Genomic DNA, 20,381 nt, shown 5'->3' with positions numbered 1-20,381 from the left:
GTCGGTCACTTGAGGAAGTCCGGGACGTCGAGGTCGGCGTCGTCGTCTTCCGAGGCCGGGTCGAGTGCGACGGCACCGGTGAGGCCGAGGTCGGCCGACGGGGTCGACCAGTGCTGAGCCGGGGCGGGGGCGGCGGCGGGCGCCTCCTCGGCGGGCTCGGCGCGCTGGTCGCGGCGCAGGGTCGCCGTGCCGGCGCCGCCGCGGCCGAACGGGTCGACCTCCTCGGCGTTGCCGACGAAGCTGCCGCGACGCGACTCGACCGCCGGGGTGTTCGCGTTCGGCTCGCCGCCGTCGAACCCGGCGGCGATGACGGTGACGCGCACCTCGTCGCCCAGGGTGTCGTCGATGACCGCACCGAAGATGATGTTCGCCTCGGGGTGCACCGCGTCCTGCACGAGCTTCGCGGCGTCGTTGATCTCGAAGATTCCGAGGTTCGAGCCGCCCTGGATCGACAGCAGCACGCCGTGGGCGCCGTCGATGGACGCCTCGAGCAGCGGCGAGGCCACGGCGAGCTCGGCGGCCTTGATGGCGCGGTCGGCTCCCCTCGACGAGCCGATTCCCATCAGCGCGGAGCCCGCGCCCTGCATGACCGACTTGACGTCGGCGAAGTCGAGGTTGATCAGGCCGGGGGTGGTGATCAGGTCGGTGATGCCCTGCACACCGGCGAGCAGCACCTGGTCGGCCGTCGAGAAGGCCTCGAGCATGCTGATGCCGCGGTCGCTGATCTCCAGGAGGCGGTCGTTCGGCACGACGATGAGGGTGTCGACCTCGTTCTTCAGGGTGGCGACACCGTCTTCGGCCTGCGCCGCGCGACGCTTGCCTTCGAAGCCGAAGGGCTTCGTGACGACACCGATGGTGAGCGCGCCGATGGACTTCGCGATCCGGGCCACGACGGGCGCGCCTCCGGTGCCCGTTCCACCACCCTCTCCGGCGGTGACGAAGACCATGTCGGCGCCCGCGAGGGCCTCCTCGATCTCCTCCGCGTGGTCTTCTGCCGCACGACGGCCGACCTCCGGGTCGGCCCCGGCACCGAGGCCGCGGGTGATCTCGCGGCCGACGTCGAGCTTGACGTCGGCGTCGCTCATCAGGAGCGCCTGCGCATCCGTGTTGATGGCGATGAACTCGACTCCGCGGAGCCCGAGTTCGATCATGCGGTTGACGGCGTTGACGCCACCGCCGCCGATACCGACGACCTTGATCACGGCGAGGTAGTTCTGGTTTGAAGTCACGTCCGGCCTCCGCTGGAACCTTAAAGTTCGACTTGAAAGTTAAAGTTATTCCGAGTATGTATTTCCTACGACGACGCTACGGGAGGATGCTCCCCACGGCTGCGAATACCGCCGCGTGTCGCGATCGGATCCGTCGGATCCGCGCCCGTCAGCGGATGACCGGACTCTGCGGGCTCGACACGTCGTACTCCACCGGCAGCGCCGGATCCTGCGTCGCGATCAGCTTCTGCAGGATCTGGGCCTTCAGCTCGCTCTCCTCGGCGTCGCCCCAGACGACCCGCTGGCCGGCTCCGGCGAACACCATCGTGACGCTGTCGGGCGTGGTGCCGCTGATCCGGTCGACCTGCGCCAGCAGGGTGTCGGGCAGCGACATCAGCACGGCCGCGGCGGCCTGGAAGCCCGGGCTGCCGATCTCGGTGCCGGTGAGGTCGAGCACGGGGAAGCCGGGGATGCGCTCCCCCGACTGCTGCACGACGACGCCCGCCGCGTCGATCAGGTCGAAGCCCGTGGCGGTCTGCAGCAGTGCGACGGGGCGACGCTCCACGACGCGCACGGCGAGGGTGTCGGGCGGGCGCGCCTCCACCGAGTACGACTCGATGTAGGGGAACCCGGCGAGGTCGCGCTCGATCGCGCCGTAGTCGACGAGGGCGAGCGGCTTGCCGAGCTGGTCGTCGAGCGCGGTGCCGACGGCCGCGGGGTCGAGCCGGGTGGTGCCCTCGACGGCGAGTTGGCGCACGGCGAGCAGCGGGGAATAGGCGGTGAGCAGCACGACGAGCACGAGGCCCGCGAGCGTACCGCCCACGATCATCCAGGTGATCCGCCGGCGCCGGGAGCGCTGGGTGAACCGGCGGGCCTCGGAGCGTTCGAAACGGCGCCGGGCGGCGGTGGCCTTGCGCAGCTGCCGCTTCGCATCGGCGTTCGTCGCCGGCGCGGGCCGCGAGGCCGGCTTCGCCGTGCCCGGCGCGGTCGTGGATGCGGGGCCCCCCGTGGGCAGCTTCACCGAGCGCGTCCGGCCGAGCGGCTGGGTGAGATCGATCGGCTGCGTCAGGTCGATCGGCACCGTCGCGTCCGGATCGCCGGACGCGACCGACGAGCGCGACGGGGCCGACGAGCGCGATGGGCGCGACGGGGCCGCCGGACGGACGTCCGGGGTCGCCCGGGACGCGCGCGGCGCCCGCTTCGGCCGCTCCGCCGGCGGCTCGGCGGCCGGCGGCGGAGGTGGAGGGGGCGGGGTGATGCCCGGAGGCCGCTTCACTCCCCGGCGACGCCCGCGACCGAGCGGGACTCCAGCTGCTCGAGCAGCTGCGGCACGATCAGGTTGACGTCGCCGCAGCCCAGCGTGACGACGAAGTCACCCGGGCGCGCCACGCCGGCGAGGTGCTCGGCGGCGCGCTCCCAGTCGTCGACGTACGCGACCTTCGAGGCGTCGTCGAAGCGCGAGGAGACGAGCTCCCCGGTGACGCCGGGGATCGGGTCCTCCCGGGCCCCGCAGACCTCGAGCACGATCGTGTAGTCGGCGGTTCGCTCGAGCGTCTCGGCGAACTCCCCCGCCATCAGCTTCGTGCGGCTGTACAGGTGCGGCTGGTGCACGGCGATGATCCGGCCCTCGCCCACGACGGTGCGCGCGGCGGTCAGCGCCGCGTCGACCTCGGTGGGGTGGTGGGCGTAGTCGTCGTAGACGCTCACGCCGCCGACGATGCCGTGCAGCTCGAACCGCCGGCCGGTGCCGCCGAACGCGCCCACCGCGGCGATGGCCGCATCCGGAGCGAAGCCGAGACCGACCAGCACGGCGACCGCGCCGGCCGCGTTGATCGCGTTGTGGTGGCCGGGAACCCGCAGGCCTGCCGGGTAGCTGACGCCCTCGTAGTCGAGGGTGAAGCGCACGGGCCCGTCGGTCTGGATCGAGTGCACCCGCAGGTCGGCGTCGGCCGCCTCGCCGAAGCTGAGCACGCGCTGGTGCGCGAGCCGCTTCTTCACCCGCAGGGCGCCGGCGTCGTCGGAGGAGATGACGACGAGCTCGGAGGCCGCGTCGGCGAAGGTCACGAAGGCGTCCTCGACGGCCTCGACCGAGCCGTAGTGGTCGAGGTGGTCGGGGTCGACGTTGGTGATCAGGGCGACCGCCGTGTCGTAGAGCAGGAACGATCCGTCGCTCTCGTCGGCCTCGACGACGAACAGCTCCCCGTCGCCGAAGGCCGAGCTGGTGCCGAGCTCGGAGATGACCCCGCCGTTGACGAAGCTCGGCCCGGCGTCCAGCCCGATCAGGCCGGTGACGATCATGCCGGTCGAAGTGGTCTTGCCGTGGGCGCCGGCGACCGCGACGAGGCGCTTGCGGTTGGTCAGCCAGGCGAGGGCCTGCGAGCGGTGCAGCACGGTCAGCCCGCGCTCCTGCGCGGTGAGGTACTCGGGGTTGTCGGGCCAGAGCGCGCTGGTGACGACGAGGGTGTCGGCGTCGCCGACGTTCGCGGCGTCGTGGCCGACGGCCACGGGGATGCCGAGCGCGCGCAGCTTCGCCGCCGTCTTGGAGTCGCTGCGGTCGGACCCGGTGACGGTCAGGCCGGCGGCCTGGAACAGCCGGGCGATGCCGCTCATGCCCGCTCCGCCGATGCCCACGAAGTGCACGGCGCCGAGCGTCTCGGGGATGGGGAGGCTGAGGTCGGGCTTGATCACGGGTTCATGCCCTTTCTGATCGGGTGCGGAGTGCTCGGTGGGGCGGGGTCCTCGGATGTTCGGTGCTGCCGGACATCCGACACAACGTTACGCTCACCGGCGCCCGCCCCCGTCACCGGCCAGCGCGCGTCCGACGAGCTGCACGAGCCGCTCGGCCGCGTCGGGGATGCCGACCGAGCGCGCGGCGGCCGCCATCGCATCGATGCGCGACCGATCGCCGAGCAGGGGCACGAGCTCCGCGGAGACCCGCTCGGGCAGGAACTCCGCGTCGGGCACGATCCTCGCCCCGCCCGCGTTCACGAGGTCGAGTGCGTTGAAGCGCTGCTCGCCGTTGCCGACCGCGTAGGGCACGAGCACCGACGGCACGCCGACCACCGCGAGCTCGGACACCGTCGATCCGCCGGCCCGCGAGACGGCGAGGTCGGCCGCCGCCAGGGCGAGGTCCATCCGGTCGCAGTAGTGCACGAACGCGTAGCCGGGCAGGCCCGGATCGGCGACCTCGGACTGGTTCCCCGCGATGTGCAGCACGTTCCAGCCGGCATCGACGAGCGCGGGCGCCGAGGCGACGACCGTCGCGTTGATGCGGCGCGCGCCGAGCGATCCGCCGGTGACGAGGAGTGTCGGCCGGGCGGGGTCGAGCCCGAAGGCGGCGGCGGCCTCGAGGCGGGCGGCGGCGCGCACACCCGGGTCGGCCAGGGCCGTCACCTCGCGCCGCAGCGGCATGCCCGTGAGCGTCGCGTTCGGCAGCCGGGTCGCGGCGAAGCTGACGCCGACGTAGGGGCTGAAGCGGGCGCCCAGCACGTTGGCGAGCCCGGGCTTGGCGTTGCCCTCGTGGATCACGAACGGCACCCGGGCGCGCCGCGCCCCGAGGTAGCCCGGCGCGGAGGCGTAGCCGCCGAAGCCCACCACGACGTCGACACCCCGGCTGCGGATGAGTGAGGCCACCTGCGCGATCGTGCGGCGCAGGGCATCCGGGAACCGCAGGGCGGCTCCGTTCGGCCGCCGCGGGAACGGGAGCTTGGGGATGGTGAGCAGCTCGTGACCGCGCTCGGGCACGAGCCGGGCCTCGAGGCCCTCCGCGGTGCCGAGCACGAGCACGGTCGCATCGGGCTCACGGCGGCGCAGCTCGTCGGCCGTGGCGAGCAGCGGGTTCACATGGCCCGCGGTGCCGCCGCCGGCGAGCAGGTAGGTCGTCATCGGGCGGCCTGCTCGCCCTGGGAGTTCTCGCGGGCGATGGCGAGCACGATCCCGATCGCGGCGAGGGTCGTCAGCAGCGCCGAGCCGCCCGAGGAGATCAGCGGCAGCGGCACGCCGAGCACGGGCAGCACGCCGAGCACCACGGCGATGTTCACGAAGGCCTGGCCGATCAGCCACACCATCACGGCGCCGGTGGCGACCCGCGAGAACATGTCGGTCGACGAGCGGATGATGCGCACGAACGCGATGGCCAGCGCGATGAACATCAGCAGCACCACGACCGCGCCGATCAGCCCCAGCTCCTCGCCGATGATGGCGAAGATGTAGTCGTTGTCGGCGGCCGGCAGCCAGGACCACTTGGCGCGGGAGTTGCCGAGGCCGACACCGAAGACGCCGCCGCTGGCGAGCGCCCAGAGGCCGTGCTGCGCCTGCCAGTCGGTGCCCTCGTAGTCCGCCCCGCCGCCCGTGAAGAAGGCCATGATGCGCGTGGTGCGGCTCTCGCTGGAGAAGGCGACGACCACGGCGATGAGGGCTCCGGCGATGACGGGGAGGAAGAGCATCCTGAGCTTGATGCCGGCGTAGAAGAGCGCGCCGAAGACGAGGCCCGCCATGATCATCACGGTGCCGAGGTCGCCGCCGAGAAGCACGAGCAGGATGGCGCCGCCCGCCACGGGGAGGATGGGGATGGCGACGTGGCCGAGCTGCCCGAGCAGGGGCTCCTTCTTCGTCAGGATCGAGCCCATCCAGATGACGAGGGCGAGCTTCACCAGCTCCGAGGGCTGGAAGTTGAAGCTGCCAATGCCGATCCAGTTCAGGTTGCCACCGACCTCGATGCCGAGCGGCGTGAACACGAGCAGCTGCACGCCGACCGCCACGAAGATCGCGACCCAGGCCCAGCGCTTGAAGAAGCGGATGGGCAGGCGTGAGATGACGAGCATCAGCGGGATGCCGATCAGGGCGAACATGCCCTGCTTCCAGAACACGCCGAAGAAGCCCTGCCGGCCGACGTAGGAGTCGATCGAGCTCGAGGAGAGCACCATCACCAGGCCGAGCAGCACCAGGAAGAGCGTGGTGCCGAGCAGCAGGAAGTAGTTGCCCGACTCGGCCGTGAAGACCTGGCCGAGCGAGATGCGGGCCGAACGGGGGCCGCCGTCGAGCCGCGGGCGGTCAGTGGGCCGCGGGAGGCTCCGGGAGGGCGTCGTGGTCACCGTCTGTACCTCCCACGTGCTTGCGCACAGCCTCCGCGAATCGGTCACCGCGGTCGGCGTAGTCTGCGAACTGGTCCATCGATGCCGCGGCCGGGGCCAACAGCACGACGTCTCCGGGCAGAGCCGCACCGGCCGCCAGGGCGACCGCCGCGGTCATCACGTCCTCAGTCTCTTCGTGATCGACCTCGAACAGCGGAAGCTCCGGCGCGTGTCGCCGGATGGACGCGAGCACCTCGCTGCGGTCGACGCCGATCACCACGACGGCCCGCACGCGGGCGGTGCCGTCGGGGCCGCTGGAGGCCACCGAGGAGGCGACCAGCGGGTCGATGTCGACGCCCTTGAGGAGCCCGCCGACGACCCAGACCACCGAGGGGTAGGCCTTGATCGAGGCGGCGGCGGCGTGCGGGTTGGTGGCCTTGGAGTCGTCGACCCAGGTCACTCCCCCGGCGCTCACCACGTGCTCGATGCGGTGACGGTCGAGGCTGAAGCCGGCGAGGGCGGCGCGCACGGCCTCGACCGAGATGCCGTAGCTGCGGGCCAGGGCCGCGGCCGCCAGCACGTCGGCGACGGTGTGGGGCGCGCCGAGTCCGCGCAGGGCGAGCTCCTCGACCGTGGCGATCTCGAGCGCCGAGTCGCGGCGCTCCTCGAGGAAGGCGCGGTCGCAGAGGATGCCGTCGACGATGCCGAAGTCGCTCGGTCCGGGCACGCCGAGCCCGAAGCCGATGGCCCGGGCGCCGTCGACGACCTCGGCCTCCTCGACCATGCGCATCGTGAGCTCGTCGGACTTGTTGTACACGCAGGCCACCTGGGTGGCCGTGTAGACGCGCGCCTTGGCGGCGGCGTAGGCCTCGAACGAACCGTGCCAGTCGAGGTGGTCGTCGGCGACGTTCAGCACGACCGACGCCCAGGGCGACATGCTCGAGGTGGAGTGCAGCTGGTAGCTGGAGAGCTCGACCACGAGCACGTCGAAGCCCTCGGGGTCGCGGATCGCGTCGAGCACCGGGATGCCGATGTTGCCGCACGGGGCCACGCGGTGCCCGGCGGCCAGCAGCATCGAGGCGGTGAGCTGAACGGTGGTGGTCTTGCCGTTGGTGCCGGTCACGGCGATCCAGTCGGCGGGCCTGCCGGTCTGCGGGTTCACGACCTTGTCGCGGAGGCGCCAGGCGAGCTCGACGTCGCCCCAGACCGGGATGCCGCGGGACTCGGCCCACGCGATCAGGGCGTCGTCGGGGTGGTAGCCGGGAGAAGCCACGACCAGCTCGGGATCGTGCTCGACGAGCGCATCCGGAATCTCACCCGACGGGGCCAGCTCGAGCCGGGCGCCGATGACGGGCACGAGGTCGGAGTACTCCTTCGACGCCTTCGCGGCGACGACGAGCACCGAGGAGCCCAGCTCGGTGAGGGTGTCGGCCACCGAGAAGCCGGTCATCCCGAGGCCGAGCACGGCGACCCGCAGGCCGCTCCAGTCGGCGTGCCAGCTGGTCAGGCCGTCGAGGCGCTCCGCGGTCATCGGGAGAGCCACTCGAGGTAGAACGAGCCGACGGCGCCCGCGACGAAGAGCCCGGCGATGATCCAGAAGCGCACCACGATGGTGACCTCGGCCCAGCCCTTCATCTCGAAGTGGTGGTGCAGCGGGCTCGCCCGCCAGATGCGCTTGCCCTTGGTGAGCTTGAAGTAGGTCAGCTGCACGGCGACCTGGCCGGCGACGATCACGAAGATGCCGCCGATCAGGATGAGCAGCAGCTCGGTGCGCGACAGGATCGCGAGGGCCGCCAGCGCGCCGCCGAGGGCGAGCGAGCCGGTGTCACCGAGGAAGATCTTGGCGGGGTTGGTGTTCCACCAGAGGAAGCCGATCAGCGCGCCGACGATGCTCGCCGCCACGACCGCGAGGTCGAGCGGGTCGCGCACGTCGTAGCACTTGTCGAGCACGTCGAGGTCGAGCGTGGCGTTGGCGCAGGACTGGTTGAACTGCCAGAAGCCGATCACGATGAACGAGCCGATGGCCAGGATGCTCGACCCGGGCGCCAGCCCGTCGAGACCGTCGGTGAGGTTCACGCCGTTCGAGGTCGCGATCACCATCACGCAGATCCAGATGACGAAGGCGATGGTGCCGACGATGAGGCCCCACGACAGGAAGTCGAACGGCAGGTCGCGGATGAACGAGATCTGCGTCGAGGCCGGGGTCTCGCCCTGGGTGTTCGGGAACTGGATCGCGAGCAGCGCGAACACGACGCCGACGATCACCTGTCCGGTGATCTTCGCCCAGGGCGTGAGGCCGAGGCTCCGCTCCTTGTGCACCTTGAGGAAGTCGTCGAGGAAGCCCACGATGCCGAGCCCGGTCATCAGGAACAGCACCAGGAGGCCCGACATCGTCGGCATCTCCTGGGTGGCCAGCGCCGAGACGAAGTAGCCGAAGAGCACCGCGAGGATGATCACGATGCCGCCCATGGTGGGCGTCCCGCGCTTCACGTGGTGGGCGTCGGGGGTGTCGACGTTGATGAACTGGCCCCAGGCGAAGCGCTTGAACAGCCGGATGAACACCGGTGTCAGGAAGAGTGAGAACGCGAGCGAGATCGAGGCCGAGGCGAGCAGGGTGATCATGTCGTCGCCTCCGCGATCCTGTCGCCGAGGAAGCGCAGGCGCGCCGAGTTCGACGACTTCACCAGCACGAGGTCGTCGGGCCGCAGCTCGGCGGCGATCAGCGCGTAGGCCTCGTCGGCGTCGGCCGCGAAGACGGCCTCCCCGCCCCACGATCCCTCGTGCTCGGCGGCGAGGTGGATGGCACGGGCGCCCTCGCCCACGACGAAGAGCTTGCCGATGTTCAGCCGCACGACCATCCGGCCGATGCGGTCGTGCTCCTCGACGGAGTACGGCCCGAGCTCGCTCATCTCGCCGAGCACCGCGACCGTGCGCTGCCCGGGGGCGGCGATCTGGGCGAGGGTCTTCAGGGCGGCCGCCATGGAGTCGGGGCTCGCGTTGTAGGCGTCGTTGATGACGGTGGGGCGGTCACCGCCGCCCATCACCTCCATGCGCCAGCGCTCGGCGCGGGTCACGGTCTCGAGCGCGCCCACGATGTCGTCGATGGCGACGCCGAGCACGTGCGCGGCCGAGGCCGCCGCGAGGGCGTTCATCACGTGGTGCTCCCCGAGAACGGCGAAGCGCACGGGGCGCGACTGCCCGTCGGGCAGGTGCAGGATGAAGGTCGTGCCCGAGGCGCTCGCCTCGATCTCGGTGGCGCGCACCTCGGAGTCGTCGCCGAGGCCGAACCACAGCACACGGGCGCGGGTCTTCCCGGCCATGCCGGCCACCCGGGCGTCGTCGCGGTTGAGCACGGCGACGTCGCTCTCGTCGAGGTCGATCACCATCTCGGTCTTGGTCGCCAGCGTCGTCTCGATGCCGCCGAACTCGCCGGCGTGCGCGAGGCCGACCGTCAGCACGACGCCGACGTCGGGCTTCGCCATGCGGATCAGCCGGGTGATCTCGCCCTTCCCGCTCGCGCCCATCTCGGCCACGAGGAACCGGGTGGTCGGCGTGAGCTTCAGCATGGTCAGCGGCGCACCCACCTCGTTGTTGAACGAGTCGCGCGGGGCGACGGTCTCGCCGACGCGCTCGAGCACGGCGCGCAGCAGGTTCTTGGTGGTCGTCTTGCCGTTCGACCCCGTGATGCCGACGATCTTCAGGTTTCCGGATGCACGCACCCGGCTCACGACGTCCGTGGCGAAGTGGCCCAGAGCGATCACCGAGTCGTCGACGACGATCTGGGCGACGGGCAGCTGCCGGCCCGCCTCGCGCTCGGCGTCCGCGAAGGCGTGCTCGACCACCACGAGGGCGGCGCCGGACTCCACGGCGGCGCCGACGAAGCGGTGGCCGTCGTCGAACTCGCCGCGCTTGGCGACGAAGACGTCACCCTCGCCGATCAGCCGGGAGTCGGTGTCGACGGTGCCGTTCACCACCGTCGCCGGGGAGTACCCGGCGTCGGCGGCCGCGTCGGTGATCACGAGTTCGCCCTGGAGCGCCTCCGCGATCTCGGTCAGTGTGAGATCGAGCATGTCGTCAGAGCCATCCGTGTTCGTGCAGCGCACTGCGCGCGTCGTCGCGGGCCGAGTAGGGGATGCGCTCCCCCGCGACCTCGTGGTAGTCCTCGTGACCGGGGCCGGCGTAGAGGATGACGTCGCCCTCGCCCGCGAGGGAGAGCGCCGTGCGGAAGGCGGCCCGCGGGTCGGGCACCTCGTGGATCTCGCGGTCGGGCACCGCCCTCTTCGCCCCGGCGATCAGCGCGGCGCGGATGGAGGCGGGGTCTTCGAAGCGGGGGTGGAAGTCGGTGACGACCACCGCATCCGCCAGCCGGGCCGCGATCGCGCCCATCTCCTCGCGCTTGGAGGGGTCGCGGTCGCCGTCGGCGCCGAACAGCATGATGACGCGGCCGTCGGAGACGCGGCGGATCGACTCGAGCGTCGAGGTGAACGCGTCGGGGCTGTGGCCGTAGTCGATGTAGACGATGGGGCCCGACTCGCCGGAGACCTTCTCGGCCCGGCCCGGGATGTACACGTCGATGCCCGCGACGAAGCCGTCGTCGTGGATCTCGGTGCCCTCGGCGTCGTGCGCGATGTTCAGCGCGTGCGCGATGGCGTCGAGGTCGAAGCCCGACTCCACCAGCATCACGATGGCGAGGGCCGCGTTGGCCGCCATGTAGGCGCCGAGCAGCGGCACCGAGGTCGTCAGCGTGCGGTGGTCGGGGCCGCGCAGGGTGAACGTGGTGCGCTCCGGGCGCTCCTCGTCGATCGTCAGCGTCCACTCCGCGTCGGCCGCCGGGTCGGTGGCGATCGTGGTGATCGGGATGCGCGACTCCTGCGCGAGCCGGCCGCCCCAGTCGCCGTCGACCATCACGACACCGCGCCGGGCGCGGTCGGGCTGGAACAGCTCCCGCTTGGCGGCGTAGTAGACGTCCATGGTCTCGTAGTCGTCGAGGTGGTCGTGGGTGAGGTTGGTGAACCCGACCACGTCGAAGACGATGCCGTCGACGCGGTGCTGGGTGATGGCCTGCGCCGAGACCTCGAGCACGACCGAGCGCACGTCGGCCTCGCGCATCCGTGCCAGCATCGCGTGGATCTCGGTGGCCTCGGGGGTCGTGAGCTTGGAGACGATGACCTCGTCGCCGATGCGGCGCTCGGCGGTGGTGCTGATGCCGGCCACGACGCCGAGCTGGCGGAGGATCGCCTCGAGCAGGTAGGCCACGCTCGTCTTGCCGTTCGTGCCGGTGACGCCGAACATCGTCGGCGGCTCCTCGCGGGTGCGGTAGATCCACGCCGCGAGCTCGCCGAGCGCGAGCCGCGGCTCGGGGGTGACGATGATCGGCAGACCGGCATCGGCCGCGATCTCGGCGCCTTCGTCGTCGGTCAGGATCGCGACGGCACCCGCCTCCCGGGCTGCCTCGGCGAACCGGGCCCCGTGGTGCCGCTTGCCGGCGAGGCCCACGTAGAGGTCGCCCGGAACGACGTCGTGCGAGGAGAGAGTGATGCCCGACACGACCTCGGAGACGGGCAGGCCGCGCTGCTCGAGGCCGAACTCCTCCACGAGATGCGGCAGGGACCGCTCGATCGGATGCTCGGGTCGAAGCGCCGAAGAACCCCGATCAGCCACTGGTCTCCTTGGTGCTCAATACGTCGTCGGCAGGTCTGGCGAAGGAACGGTGGAGGGAAGCACGCGCTTCTCCTTCAGCACCTGCGACATGATCTTCTGGAAGACCGGCGCCGCAGCCAGGGCCGACTCAATGGTAACGGGCTTCGCGATGGTGACCGAAACGACGTACTGCGGGTCCTCCGCCGGAGCGAGCCCGGCGACCGAGGTGATGTAGCTGTCGCCGTAGGCTCCCGAGCCGTCGCTCATCTGCGCCGTTCCGGTCTTCGCGGCCACCCGGTAGCCCGGGATCGACAGCTCCTTCGAGGCGTAGCCACCCGAGACGACGGTCTCGAGCATGTTCACGACATCGGTGGAGACGGTGCCCGGCACGATCTGCTCGCCCGTCGCATCCGGAGCGCCCGTCACCGTGCCGTCCTCGGTCCTGCAGCCCTCGAGCAGCTGCACGGGCAGGCGCACGCCGCCGTTGCCGAGGGTCTGGTAGAGGCTCGCGATCTGGATGGCCGTGTTCGACACGCCCTGGCCGAAGGTGGTGGTGAGGTTGGTCTGGTCGTCCCACTCGTCCCACGGGGCGAGGATGCCGCCCGACTCGGCCGGGAAACCGACCTCGCTGGGCTTCGTCATGTGGAACTTCTCGATGTAGTCGTAGCGCTGCTGGCTCGAGAGCAGCTCGCCGAGCATCGCGGTGCCCGTGTTCGAGGACTCCTGCATGACGCCGGCGAAGGTGAGCCGCAGCGGGTCGACGTGGAACTCGCTGTCGCGGGTCGACGCGCCGTTGGCGTCGGTGAAGATGAAGGGCGCCTCGACCTGGGTGCCCACGTTCGCGAGACCGGCGTCGAGCACCGAGGCCGCCGTCAGAGCCTTGAAGGTGGAGCCGGGCTCGAACGGCGATTGGAAGGCGATGGAGCCGCGCTGGTCGGCCGGCGTGGCGTCGATGTCGTTGGGGTCGACGCTCGGGTAGTCGGCGACGGCGAGCAGCTTGCCGGTCTTGACCTCCTGCACCACTACGGTGCCCCAGGCGGCTCCGGTCTCCTGGATGCGCGCCAGCAGTGCCTGCTGCGAGAACCACTGCAGGTCGCTGTCGAGGGTGAGCACCGCGGTACCGCCCTGCTGCGCCTGCACCACGGTCTGGCTCGAGCCGGGGATCGCGACGCCGTCGGCCCCGCGCTCGTAGGTCTCGACCCCGTCGGTGCCGGTGAGGCACTGGTTCTGCATCTGCTCGACGCCGGAGAGTCCGACCTCGTCCTCGCTCTCGGCGGTGTCGGCCGCGTCGGCGTCGGCGTTCGGGTCCTCGCCCATGAAACCGACGACGCTGCCCGCCACGGCGCCGTTCGGGTAGGTGCGCACGGGATTCGACTCGTAGTACAGCCACGGGATCTGGAGGTCGCGGATGGCGCGGAAGGCGTCGACGTCGATGCCCGTCACCACCACCACGTGGTTCGAGGAGGGGTCGGCCGTGAGGGTGCCGTAGACCTGCTCGGGGGTCTGGCCGATGATCGCGGCGATCTCGCCGGCGGCCTGCAGCGCCGTCACGTCGACCGTCTTGCCGTCGTCGCCCGTGCGCTCGAAATCGGTGACCGACTTCGGCGAGGCGGTGACGTCGTAGCGCAGCACGGTGGTGGCGAGCACCGTGCCGTCCTCGTCGACGATGTCGCCGCGGAGGCCGTAGGAGGTGGTCTCAGCCGAGAGCTTGTCGAACGACTCGGCGTTCAGGGTGTCGGCCTGCACGATCTGGATGCTCACCAGCCGGATCACGAAGACCGCCACGACGGCCATCACGGCGACGACGGCCACAGCGGCGCGACGCCGGGTGGTGCGGTTCGCGGCGGTGTTCACGAGCGCCGGGGATCAGCGGGTCGTCGGGGAGGGAAGAGCACCCGTCCACGGTACGTCGGCCGGGGCCTCGGCCACGGGAGGCGCGCTCGCCGTGTCGGCGGTGGCCGCGGCATCCGCCGCCGCTCCGGCCGCCGCAGCGGCCGCGGCGTCGGCCGGGGTCGCCGCGGTGCCCGTCACGGGGTTCAGCGAGGCGTTCGGGATGAGCGACTGCCCGCCGGTGACGGAGCCCGTGGCGCCGGCGGCGACTGGCGAGCCGAGCACGGCGCCGTCGGAGAGACGGAGGTAGACCGGCGCACTGTTGGCGACCATGCCGAGCGACTCGGCGCTGGCGGCCAGGTTCTGCGGCGAGGACAGCGAGTCGTACTGCTCGCTCAGCGTCTGGTTGGTGCGGTCGAGCTCCTTCTGCTGCTGCTGCAGCGAGGAGATCTCGTAGGCGCCGTCGGAGAGTCCGATCGACAGCATGAGCTGGGTGATGACGATGGCGAGCACCCCGGTGACCACGACGGCCGCGTAGGCGATCTTCGGGCGGGCCCGGCGCTGCTGGCGGGTCGGCACGACCTGGATGCGCCGGGGCGCGATCGGGTGCCCGACACCGGGAAGGTCGAGGTCGAAGTCGGGCTCGACCGCGACCGCCTGGGCGAAGGCGGCGCGGGGGCGGCTCATGGATGCACTGGCCAGGTTCGTCATGCGATCCTCCTGATTCGTTCTGCTGCACGGAGGCGGACGGGGATGGAACGGGGGTTGCGGGCACGCTCGTCGTCGTCGGCGAGCTCGGCGCCGCGCACGAGCAGCTTCAGCTCGGGCCGGTGCTCGGGCAGCTCGACCGGCAGCCCGGCGGGGGCGGTCGAGGCGGCCCGCTTCGTGAGCTCGCGCTTGACGATGCGGTCTTCGAGCGACTGGAAGGCGAGCACCACGATGCGTCCGCCGACGACCAGGGCGTCGATGGCCTTGGGTAGGGCCCGCTCGAGCACCGAGAGCTCGGCGTTGACCTCGATGCGGAGGGCCTGGAAGACGCGCTTGGCGGGGTGGCCGGAGTTCGAGAACTTGGCCGGCGTGGCGGCCTGGATGATGTCGACCAGCTGACCGGAGCGGAGGATCGGCGCCTCGTCACGGGCCCGCACGATGAAGCGCGCGTAGCGGTCGGCGAGCTTCTCCTCGCCGTAGTCGCGGAAGATGCGGCGGAGGTCGGCCTCGGAGTAGGTGGCGACGATCTCGGCGGCGGTGAAGGCGGCCGTGTCGTCCATGCGCATGTCGAGCGGCGCATCCTTGGAGTAGGAGAAGCCGCGCTCGACCTCGTCGAGCTGCATCGACGAGACGCCGAGGTCGAACAGCACGCCGTCGACCTCGTCGATGCCGAGCCCCTCGAGGGCCTCGTCGATCTCGTCGTAGACGCAGTGCACGAGGTCGATGCGGTCGGAGAAGCGCTCGAGCCGCTCCCCCGCGAGACGGAGGGCGTTCGGGTCGCGGTCGAGGCCGACGAGGTGCAGCTCGGGGAAGGCCTCGAGGAACGCCTCGGAGTGGCCGCCGAGCCCAAGGGTGCAGTCGACGAGCACTGCTCCCGGACGGCCGAGGGCCGGGCCGAGGAGCTCGATGGAGCGTTCGAGGAGAACCGAGGTGTGGATGCCGGAGTAGTCGGTCATGGTGATGCGGCCGGTGCTTCGCAGTCCCTGATCCCCGTCCGTTCCGACCTGCCGCCGGGGAAGTGCGGCAGGGCGTCCGACCTGGCACCGGGGAAGTGCGCCAGGGCGATGAACGGCTGGGAGTCAGGGACGACGACTCAGAAGAGGCCGGGGATCACCTCCTCGTCGGTGTCGGAGAACGCGGCCTCCTGGGCCTCGAGGTAGGTGGCCCAGGCCGTGGCGTCCCAGATCTCGGCGCGCGAGCCGACGCCGATGACGACGAGGTCGCGGTCGAGGCCGGCGTAGCTGCGGAGCGGAGCCGGGATGGTGACCCGGTGCTGCTTGTCGGGCGTCTCGGCGCTGGCGCCGGAAAGGAACACGCGCTGGTAGTCGCGGGCCTGCTTGCTGGTGACGGGAGCCTGCCGGATCTTCTCGTGCAGGTTCTCGAACTCGCGGGTGGAGAACACGTACAGGCAGTTCTCCTGGCCGCGCGTCACGACCATGCCCCCGGCCAGCTCGTCCCGGAACTTCGCCGGGAGGATGATGCGCCCTTTGTCGTCGAGCTTGGGTTCGTAGGTGCCAAGGAACATCTACCTCCCCGTTCTCTCCGGCCAGAATGTGTGGGCTTGACCTCCACTTTACTCCACTCCCTTCCACATACCTACGACATTCGGGGTCAATGTGGGCCAAAATGCAAAAACATCCGCGTCAGAGTGCGGAAGTTCGGGGTGGAGGGGAATGGAGGGAGATGGGCGGGCGGGACGGGCATCCAGGCATAAAAAAAGACCGGCCCGAGGGCCGGTCGCCGTACAAACGAGAAGACCGGCCCGAGGGCCGGTCTTCTTCAGGGGAGGAAAAGGGAGGGCTGAGCCCTACTCGCCGCGATCGTCGTCGCGTCGCTCCCAGCGGTCGTTGAGTCGATCCATGAAACCCGACTTCGACGAGGCCGTGGCGCCGCCGCGACCCGCCGTGGGGGTTCCGCCGAGCGGGGCCTTGGGGGCCGGCCCGCGGGAGGTGCGTCGCAGGGCCAGCAGCACGCCGCCGAACATGGCGACGAAGCCGGCCAGACCGATCAGCGGCTGGTGCAGCACCACGCCGACGATGACGACACCCAAGCCCAGGATCCCGACCAGGATTCCCAGCACGAGCGCGCCGTAGTTGAGTCGGCCTCGCGCCCCGCTGACGGCCGACACGAAGTCGGCGTCGTTGTGGTAGAGACTGCGCTCCATCTCATCGAGGAGTCTTTGTTCTTGCTCCGAAAGCGGCATCCTATTTCACCTCAGGCTCGGGACCGACGCGTGATACTTGCTGATTGTAGTGCGCGGGGTCTAGCTAGGCTAGGCGAGTGATGGAAAGCCCGCGCCTAGTCAATCTCGTCGATGCTCGGATCGTGGAGTTCCTCGCATCGCGCGAGTCCATTCTCGGTCGTGTGGCCCCCGACCTCGCCCCCTTCTCGCGGTTCTCGCGGGATCTTCTCAGCGGCGGCAAGAGGTTCAGAGCCCTCTTCTGCTACTGGGGCTGGCGGGCGGTGTCCCCCGCCGCCGCCTCCTCGGCCGTGCCGGGCGAGAAGGAGCTCGACTCGCTGGTCGACCTGTGCGCCGGCCTCGAGCTCTTCCACGCCGCCGCGCTGGTGCACGACGACATCATCGACAACTCCGACACGCGGCGCGGCATGCCCTCGGCGCACCGCCGCTTCGAGTCGCTGCACGCCGACGGCGGCTGGCAGGGCTCGCGCCGCACCTTCGGCGAGGGCAGCGCGATCCTGCTGGGCGACCTGCTGCTCGCGTGGAGCGACGAGCTGATCGCCCGGGCCGTGCTCGGCGCCCCCTCGCTCGAGACCCACCTCGCCGCACGGGAGGCGATCGACACCATGCGCACCGAGGTCACCCTCGGCCAGTACCTCGACCTGCTCGAGGAGCGGGCCTGGGCGACGACTGACCCCGAGACCTCGCTCGAGCGCGCCGAACGGGTGATCGTCTACAAGTCGGCGAAGTACAGCGTCGAGGCGCCGCTCGTGATCGGGGCGTCGATGCGCGGCAGCTCTCCCGAGCAGACGGATGCGCTGCGGCGCTTCGGGCTCCCGCTCGGCATCGCGTTCCAGCTGCGCGACGACGTGCTGGGTGTCTTCGGCGACGCCGAGCTCACAGGCAAGCCCTCGGGCGACGACCTCCGGGAGGGCAAGCGCACCGTGCTCGTCTCGCTCACCCGCTCGCGGCTCGACCCCTCGTCGCGGCGGCTCTTCGACGAGCTGATCGGCGACCCCGAGCTCGACGAGGGGCAGATCAGGATGCTCCAGCAGACCATGGTGGGCACGGGCGCCGTCACGGAGGTCGAGAGCATGATCTCGCGGCGCCTGCGCACCGCGCTCGACGAGCTCGACCGGGCGCCGCTCGGGGACACCGCGAAGGCCGAGCTGACGAGCCTCGCGAAGCGGCTCGTGAACCGGCAGGCGTAGCGGGCGGGCCGCGGCCGGCTAGAAGTCCTGGGCCTGGGCGATCCGGCGCACCTCGGCCTTGCGGCCGGCGCGCAGCGCGGCGATCGGCGTCGCGTCGAGCAGCTCGTTCGGCGAGAGCAGCCACTCCAGGATCTCGTCGTCCTCGTAGCGGTTGTCGGCGAGCACCATGATGGTGCCCCGCAGCTCGGTCAGCGGCTCGCCGTCGCGGATGAACTCCGCGGGCACCGAGAGCACGCCGTCGCGGCGGGTCGCCACCAGGTGATGGTCTTCGATCAGGCGCCGCACCTTGCTCGGCGTGAGCCCCAGCAGGTCGACGAGGTCGGGAACGGTCAGCCATCCGGTGGCGGGCAGATCAGTCACGAGTACAGATTGCCACGCGCCGGGGCGCCGCCCGCAATCGGGTCTGATCACGAATGCATAAAAATGCGCATCCGGATGCCCGATCGGCCGGTGTCTATGCGGCCAGGGCGATGCCCCCCTCTCTAGACTCGGATCTGTGACAAGTGCCCCGCCCGACCCGATGATCGGACGTCTCATCGACGGCCGCTACTCGGTGCGTTCGCGGATCGCGCGCGGCGGCATGGCGACCGTGTACCTCGCCACCGACCTGCGCCTGGAGCGCCAGGTGGCCATCAAGATCATGCACGGCCATCTCGCCGACGACGCGGTCTTCAAGGAGCGCTTCGTGCAGGAGGCCCGCTCGGCGGCCCGGCTCGCGCACCCCAACGTCGTGAACGTCTTCGACCAGGGCCAGGACAGCGACATGGCGTACCTCGTCATGGAGTATCTGCCCGGAGTCACCCTGCGCGACCTGCTGAAGGACTACGGAAAGCTCACCACCGAGCAGACCGTCGACGTGATGGACGCGGTGCTCGGCGGCCTCGCCGCGGCCCACAAGGCCGGTATCGTGCACCGCGATCTGAAGCCCGAGAACGTGCTGCTGGCCGACGACGGCCGCATCAAGATCAGCGACTTCGGTCTCGCCCGCGCCGTCTCGGCCAACACCGCGACCGGCCAGGCCCTGCTCGGCACCATCGCCTACCTCTCCCCCGAGCTGCTCACCCGCGGCACGGCCGACGCCCGCAGTGACATCTACGCGGCCGGCATCATGATGTACGAGATGCTCGTCGGCGCGCAGCCCTACGTGGGCGAGCGGCCGATGGCCATCGCGTTCCAGCACGCGAACGACCCGATGCCCGTGCCGAGCGCCGCGCAGCCCGGCGTGCCCGAGCAGCTCGACGACCTCGTGCTCTGGGCCACCGCGAAGAGCCCCGACGATCGGCCGAGCGACGCGCGCGAGATGCTCGAGCGGCTGCGCGAGGCCGAGCGCGAGATCGTCGGGGCGCGGCCCGTCGGCAACTCCACCGCGCGCACCGTGGTGCTGCCCGAGACCTTCGACGCCGACCTCGACCACGCGCAGACGCAGGTGCTCGAGTCGCGCCGCCGCACGGGCCAGATGACCGCGGTCGGCGGGGCGACCGGTGAGACCACGGCCTACGGTGCGCCGCTCATCCCGCCGACCGGTCCGATCCCGCCCGGTGCCCCCGGCTCGCCCGGCTCGCTCGCGGCGCTGAACGACAGCGGCTCGCACTCGGAGACCCGCCAGAAGCTCGCCACCAAGTCGGCGCGCCGGCGCCGGCGGGGCCTCTGGGTGTTCGCGCTCATCCTGTTCGTCGCCGCCGGACTCGGAACGGGCGCCTGGTACTTCGCCGCCGGGCCCGGCGCCATGCTCACCGTGCCCGACGTCAGCTCGCAGGCTCCGGATGCGGCGGTCGCCACCCTGCAGGGCCTCGGCCTCGAGGCGTCGCAGACCCCCGCCACCAGCCCCACGGTTCCGGCCGGATCGGTGATCGGCACCGATCCCGCCTCGGGCAGCAGCGTGCAGACCGGCTCGGGCGTCGCGGTGCTCGTCTCGTCCGGGCCCGCGATGCTCGCGGTGCCGACACTGACCGGCATCCCGGAAGACCAGGCGCGCGCCGCCGTCGAGGAGGCCGGGTTCACGAACACCGACTCGCAGACGCAGTTCAACGGCGACGTCGAGGCCGGTGTCGTGCTCGCAGCGCTCGACACGGCGGGCAACCAGCTCGGAGCCGAGTACGGCGAGCAGCAGCCGGTGACGCTCGTGGTCTCGCTCGGCCCGGTGCCCGGCGTGATCGGCCAGACGCTCGAGGAGGCGCAGGCGACCCTGTCGGCCGTCGGCCTCGTCGGCGTCGAGGGCTCCTCCGACTTCAACGAGGAGGTGCCCGAGGGCCAGGTCTACAACGCCGTGCTGCCCTCCGACATCGTGCACCAGGGCGACTCGATCACCCTCGACATCTCGCGCGGCCCCGAGCCCGTCACGGTGCCCTCCGACATCGTCGGCCAGTCCTGGGCCGACGCCAAGCCGAAGCTCGTCGAGCTCGGCTTCGACCTCCGCTACAACGCCGTCGCCGACGCCCTCCCCGACGCCTTCAAGATCAGCGCCACCGACCCGGCGCCGGGCACGAGCCTCCCCCGAGGCTCTTCCCTCACGGTCTCCTTCAGCGTCTTCTAG

17 protein-coding genes are annotated in these 20,381 nt (G+C 71.0%); 2 read left to right on the top strand and 15 right to left on the bottom strand.

Translation table 11 applies throughout. The annotated features are described in order from the left end of the window. Positions 1 to 5: 5 nt before the first annotated feature. The 14 genes from ftsZ to BJ984_RS12035 all read right to left on the bottom strand — a co-directional run bounded on the left by ftsZ (position 6) and on the right by BJ984_RS12035 (position 16,661). Positions 6 to 1,229, bottom strand: a complete 1,224-nt coding sequence (ftsZ, locus tag BJ984_RS12100) for a cell division protein FtsZ (protein ID WP_179548238.1) — start codon at positions 1,227 to 1,229, stop codon at positions 6 to 8. 148 nt (positions 1,230 to 1,377) lie between these two features. After that, positions 1,378 to 2,289 carry a cell division protein FtsQ/DivIB gene (locus BJ984_RS12095; protein WP_179548237.1) on the bottom strand — a complete coding sequence of 304 codons (912 nt, stop codon included), beginning with the start codon at positions 2,287 to 2,289 and terminating at the stop codon, positions 1,378 to 1,380. 191 nt (positions 2,290 to 2,480) lie between these two features. Beyond that, positions 2,481 to 3,896 carry a UDP-N-acetylmuramate--L-alanine ligase gene (gene murC / locus BJ984_RS12090; protein ID WP_179548236.1) on the bottom strand — a complete coding sequence of 472 codons (1,416 nt, stop codon included), beginning with the start codon at positions 3,894 to 3,896 and terminating at the stop codon, positions 2,481 to 2,483. A 93-nt stretch (positions 3,897 to 3,989) separates the two neighbouring features. Beyond that, the gene (gene murG, locus BJ984_RS12085; RefSeq protein ID WP_179548235.1) at positions 3,990 to 5,093 is read right to left on the bottom strand and encodes an undecaprenyldiphospho-muramoylpentapeptide beta-N-acetylglucosaminyltransferase; all 1,104 of its coding nucleotides are present in this window, start codon (positions 5,091 to 5,093) and stop codon (positions 3,990 to 3,992) included. Then, complete coding sequence (gene ftsW / locus BJ984_RS12080; RefSeq protein WP_309298951.1) at positions 5,090 to 6,301, bottom strand: putative lipid II flippase FtsW; 1,212 nt, start codon at positions 6,299 to 6,301, stop codon at positions 5,090 to 5,092. The genes murG and ftsW overlap by 4 nt, the downstream gene beginning before the upstream one ends. Beyond that, positions 6,261 to 7,811, bottom strand: coding sequence for a UDP-N-acetylmuramoyl-L-alanine--D-glutamate ligase (murD, locus tag BJ984_RS12075; RefSeq protein WP_179548233.1), 1,551 nt, complete (start codon positions 7,809 to 7,811; stop codon positions 6,261 to 6,263). The genes ftsW and murD overlap by 41 nt, the downstream gene beginning before the upstream one ends. Beyond that, positions 7,808 to 8,902, bottom strand: coding sequence for a phospho-N-acetylmuramoyl-pentapeptide-transferase (mraY, locus tag BJ984_RS12070; protein ID WP_179548232.1), 1,095 nt, complete (start codon positions 8,900 to 8,902; stop codon positions 7,808 to 7,810). Before mraY ends, murD begins: the two co-directional genes overlap by 4 nt. After that, on the bottom strand, positions 8,899 to 10,350 hold the full coding sequence (locus BJ984_RS12065) for a UDP-N-acetylmuramoyl-tripeptide--D-alanyl-D-alanine ligase (protein ID WP_179548231.1): 1,452 nt from the start codon (positions 10,348 to 10,350) through the stop codon (positions 8,899 to 8,901). Before BJ984_RS12065 ends, mraY begins: the two co-directional genes overlap by 4 nt. A 4-nt stretch (positions 10,351 to 10,354) precedes the next feature. Next, a complete protein-coding gene (locus BJ984_RS12060) occupies positions 10,355 to 11,941 on the bottom strand; it encodes a Mur ligase family protein (RefSeq protein WP_179548230.1) in 1,587 nt (528 codons plus the stop codon). Positions 11,942 to 11,956: 15 nt separating this feature from the next. Next, positions 11,957 to 13,774 (bottom strand): peptidoglycan D,D-transpeptidase FtsI family protein, encoded by a 1,818-nt coding sequence (locus BJ984_RS12055; protein ID WP_179548229.1) that lies wholly within the window; start codon positions 13,772 to 13,774, stop codon positions 11,957 to 11,959. 12 nt (positions 13,775 to 13,786) lie between these two features. Further along, complete coding sequence (ftsL, locus tag BJ984_RS12050) at positions 13,787 to 14,461, bottom strand: cell division protein FtsL (protein WP_179548228.1); 675 nt, start codon at positions 14,459 to 14,461, stop codon at positions 13,787 to 13,789. Then, positions 14,458 to 15,414 carry a 16S rRNA (cytosine(1402)-N(4))-methyltransferase RsmH gene (gene rsmH, locus BJ984_RS12045; RefSeq protein ID WP_179548227.1) on the bottom strand — a complete coding sequence of 319 codons (957 nt, stop codon included), beginning with the start codon at positions 15,412 to 15,414 and terminating at the stop codon, positions 14,458 to 14,460. The genes ftsL and rsmH overlap by 4 nt, the downstream gene beginning before the upstream one ends. A gap of 137 nt (positions 15,415 to 15,551) precedes the next feature. Further along, positions 15,552 to 15,983 carry a division/cell wall cluster transcriptional repressor MraZ gene (gene mraZ, locus BJ984_RS12040; RefSeq protein WP_179548226.1) on the bottom strand — a complete coding sequence of 144 codons (432 nt, stop codon included), beginning with the start codon at positions 15,981 to 15,983 and terminating at the stop codon, positions 15,552 to 15,554. A gap of 282 nt (positions 15,984 to 16,265) precedes the next feature. Further along, entirely contained in the window at positions 16,266 to 16,661 is a 396-nt protein-coding gene (locus BJ984_RS12035) for a DUF3040 domain-containing protein (RefSeq protein WP_173180797.1), read from the bottom strand. A 77-nt stretch (positions 16,662 to 16,738) separates the two neighbouring features. Between BJ984_RS12035 and BJ984_RS12030 the strand changes: the two genes are divergently transcribed. Next, the gene (locus BJ984_RS12030; RefSeq protein ID WP_179548225.1) at positions 16,739 to 17,848 is read left to right on the top strand and encodes a polyprenyl synthetase family protein; all 1,110 of its coding nucleotides are present in this window, start codon (positions 16,739 to 16,741) and stop codon (positions 17,846 to 17,848) included. Between the two features lie 18 nt (positions 17,849 to 17,866). Here the strand turns inward: BJ984_RS12030 and BJ984_RS18710 are convergent, their stop codons facing one another. Then, positions 17,867 to 18,208 (bottom strand): Rv2175c family DNA-binding protein, encoded by a 342-nt coding sequence (locus BJ984_RS18710; RefSeq protein ID WP_271206578.1) that lies wholly within the window; start codon positions 18,206 to 18,208, stop codon positions 17,867 to 17,869. A 136-nt stretch (positions 18,209 to 18,344) separates the two neighbouring features. Here BJ984_RS18710 and pknB point away from each other — a divergent pair, with 136 nt between their 5' ends. Next, a complete protein-coding gene (gene pknB, locus BJ984_RS12020) occupies positions 18,345 to 20,381 on the top strand; it encodes a Stk1 family PASTA domain-containing Ser/Thr kinase (RefSeq protein ID WP_179548223.1) in 2,037 nt (678 codons plus the stop codon).

Origin of the sequence: Herbiconiux flava (assembly GCF_013409865.1) — a bacterium.
In the GTDB taxonomy this organism is placed as follows: Bacteria; Actinomycetota; Actinomycetes; order Actinomycetales; family Microbacteriaceae; genus Herbiconiux; species Herbiconiux flava.
This window is presented reverse-complemented; position numbering and strand designations above follow the sequence as displayed.

Excerpts from the sequence above, each read along its gene's own strand:
- mraZ (WP_179548226.1), bottom strand. The coding sequence starts at position 15,983 with ATGTTCCTTGGCACCTACGAACCCAAGCTCGACGACAAAGGGCGCATC.
- rsmH (WP_179548227.1), bottom strand. The coding sequence starts at position 15,414 with ATGACCGACTACTCCGGCATCCACACCTCGGTTCTCCTCGAACGCTCC.
- murG (WP_179548235.1), bottom strand. The coding sequence starts at position 5,093 with ATGACGACCTACCTGCTCGCCGGCGGCGGCACCGCGGGCCATGTGAAC.
- ftsL (WP_179548228.1), bottom strand. The coding sequence starts at position 14,461 with ATGACGAACCTGGCCAGTGCATCCATGAGCCGCCCCCGCGCCGCCTTC.
- BJ984_RS12035 (WP_173180797.1), bottom strand. The coding sequence starts at position 16,661 with ATGCCGCTTTCGGAGCAAGAACAAAGACTCCTCGATGAGATGGAGCGC.
- mraY (WP_179548232.1), bottom strand. The coding sequence starts at position 8,902 with ATGATCACCCTGCTCGCCTCGGCCTCGATCTCGCTCGCGTTCTCACTC.
- BJ984_RS12065 (WP_179548231.1), bottom strand. The coding sequence starts at position 10,350 with ATGCTCGATCTCACACTGACCGAGATCGCGGAGGCGCTCCAGGGCGAA.
- murD (WP_179548233.1), bottom strand. The coding sequence starts at position 7,811 with ATGACCGCGGAGCGCCTCGACGGCCTGACCAGCTGGCACGCCGACTGG.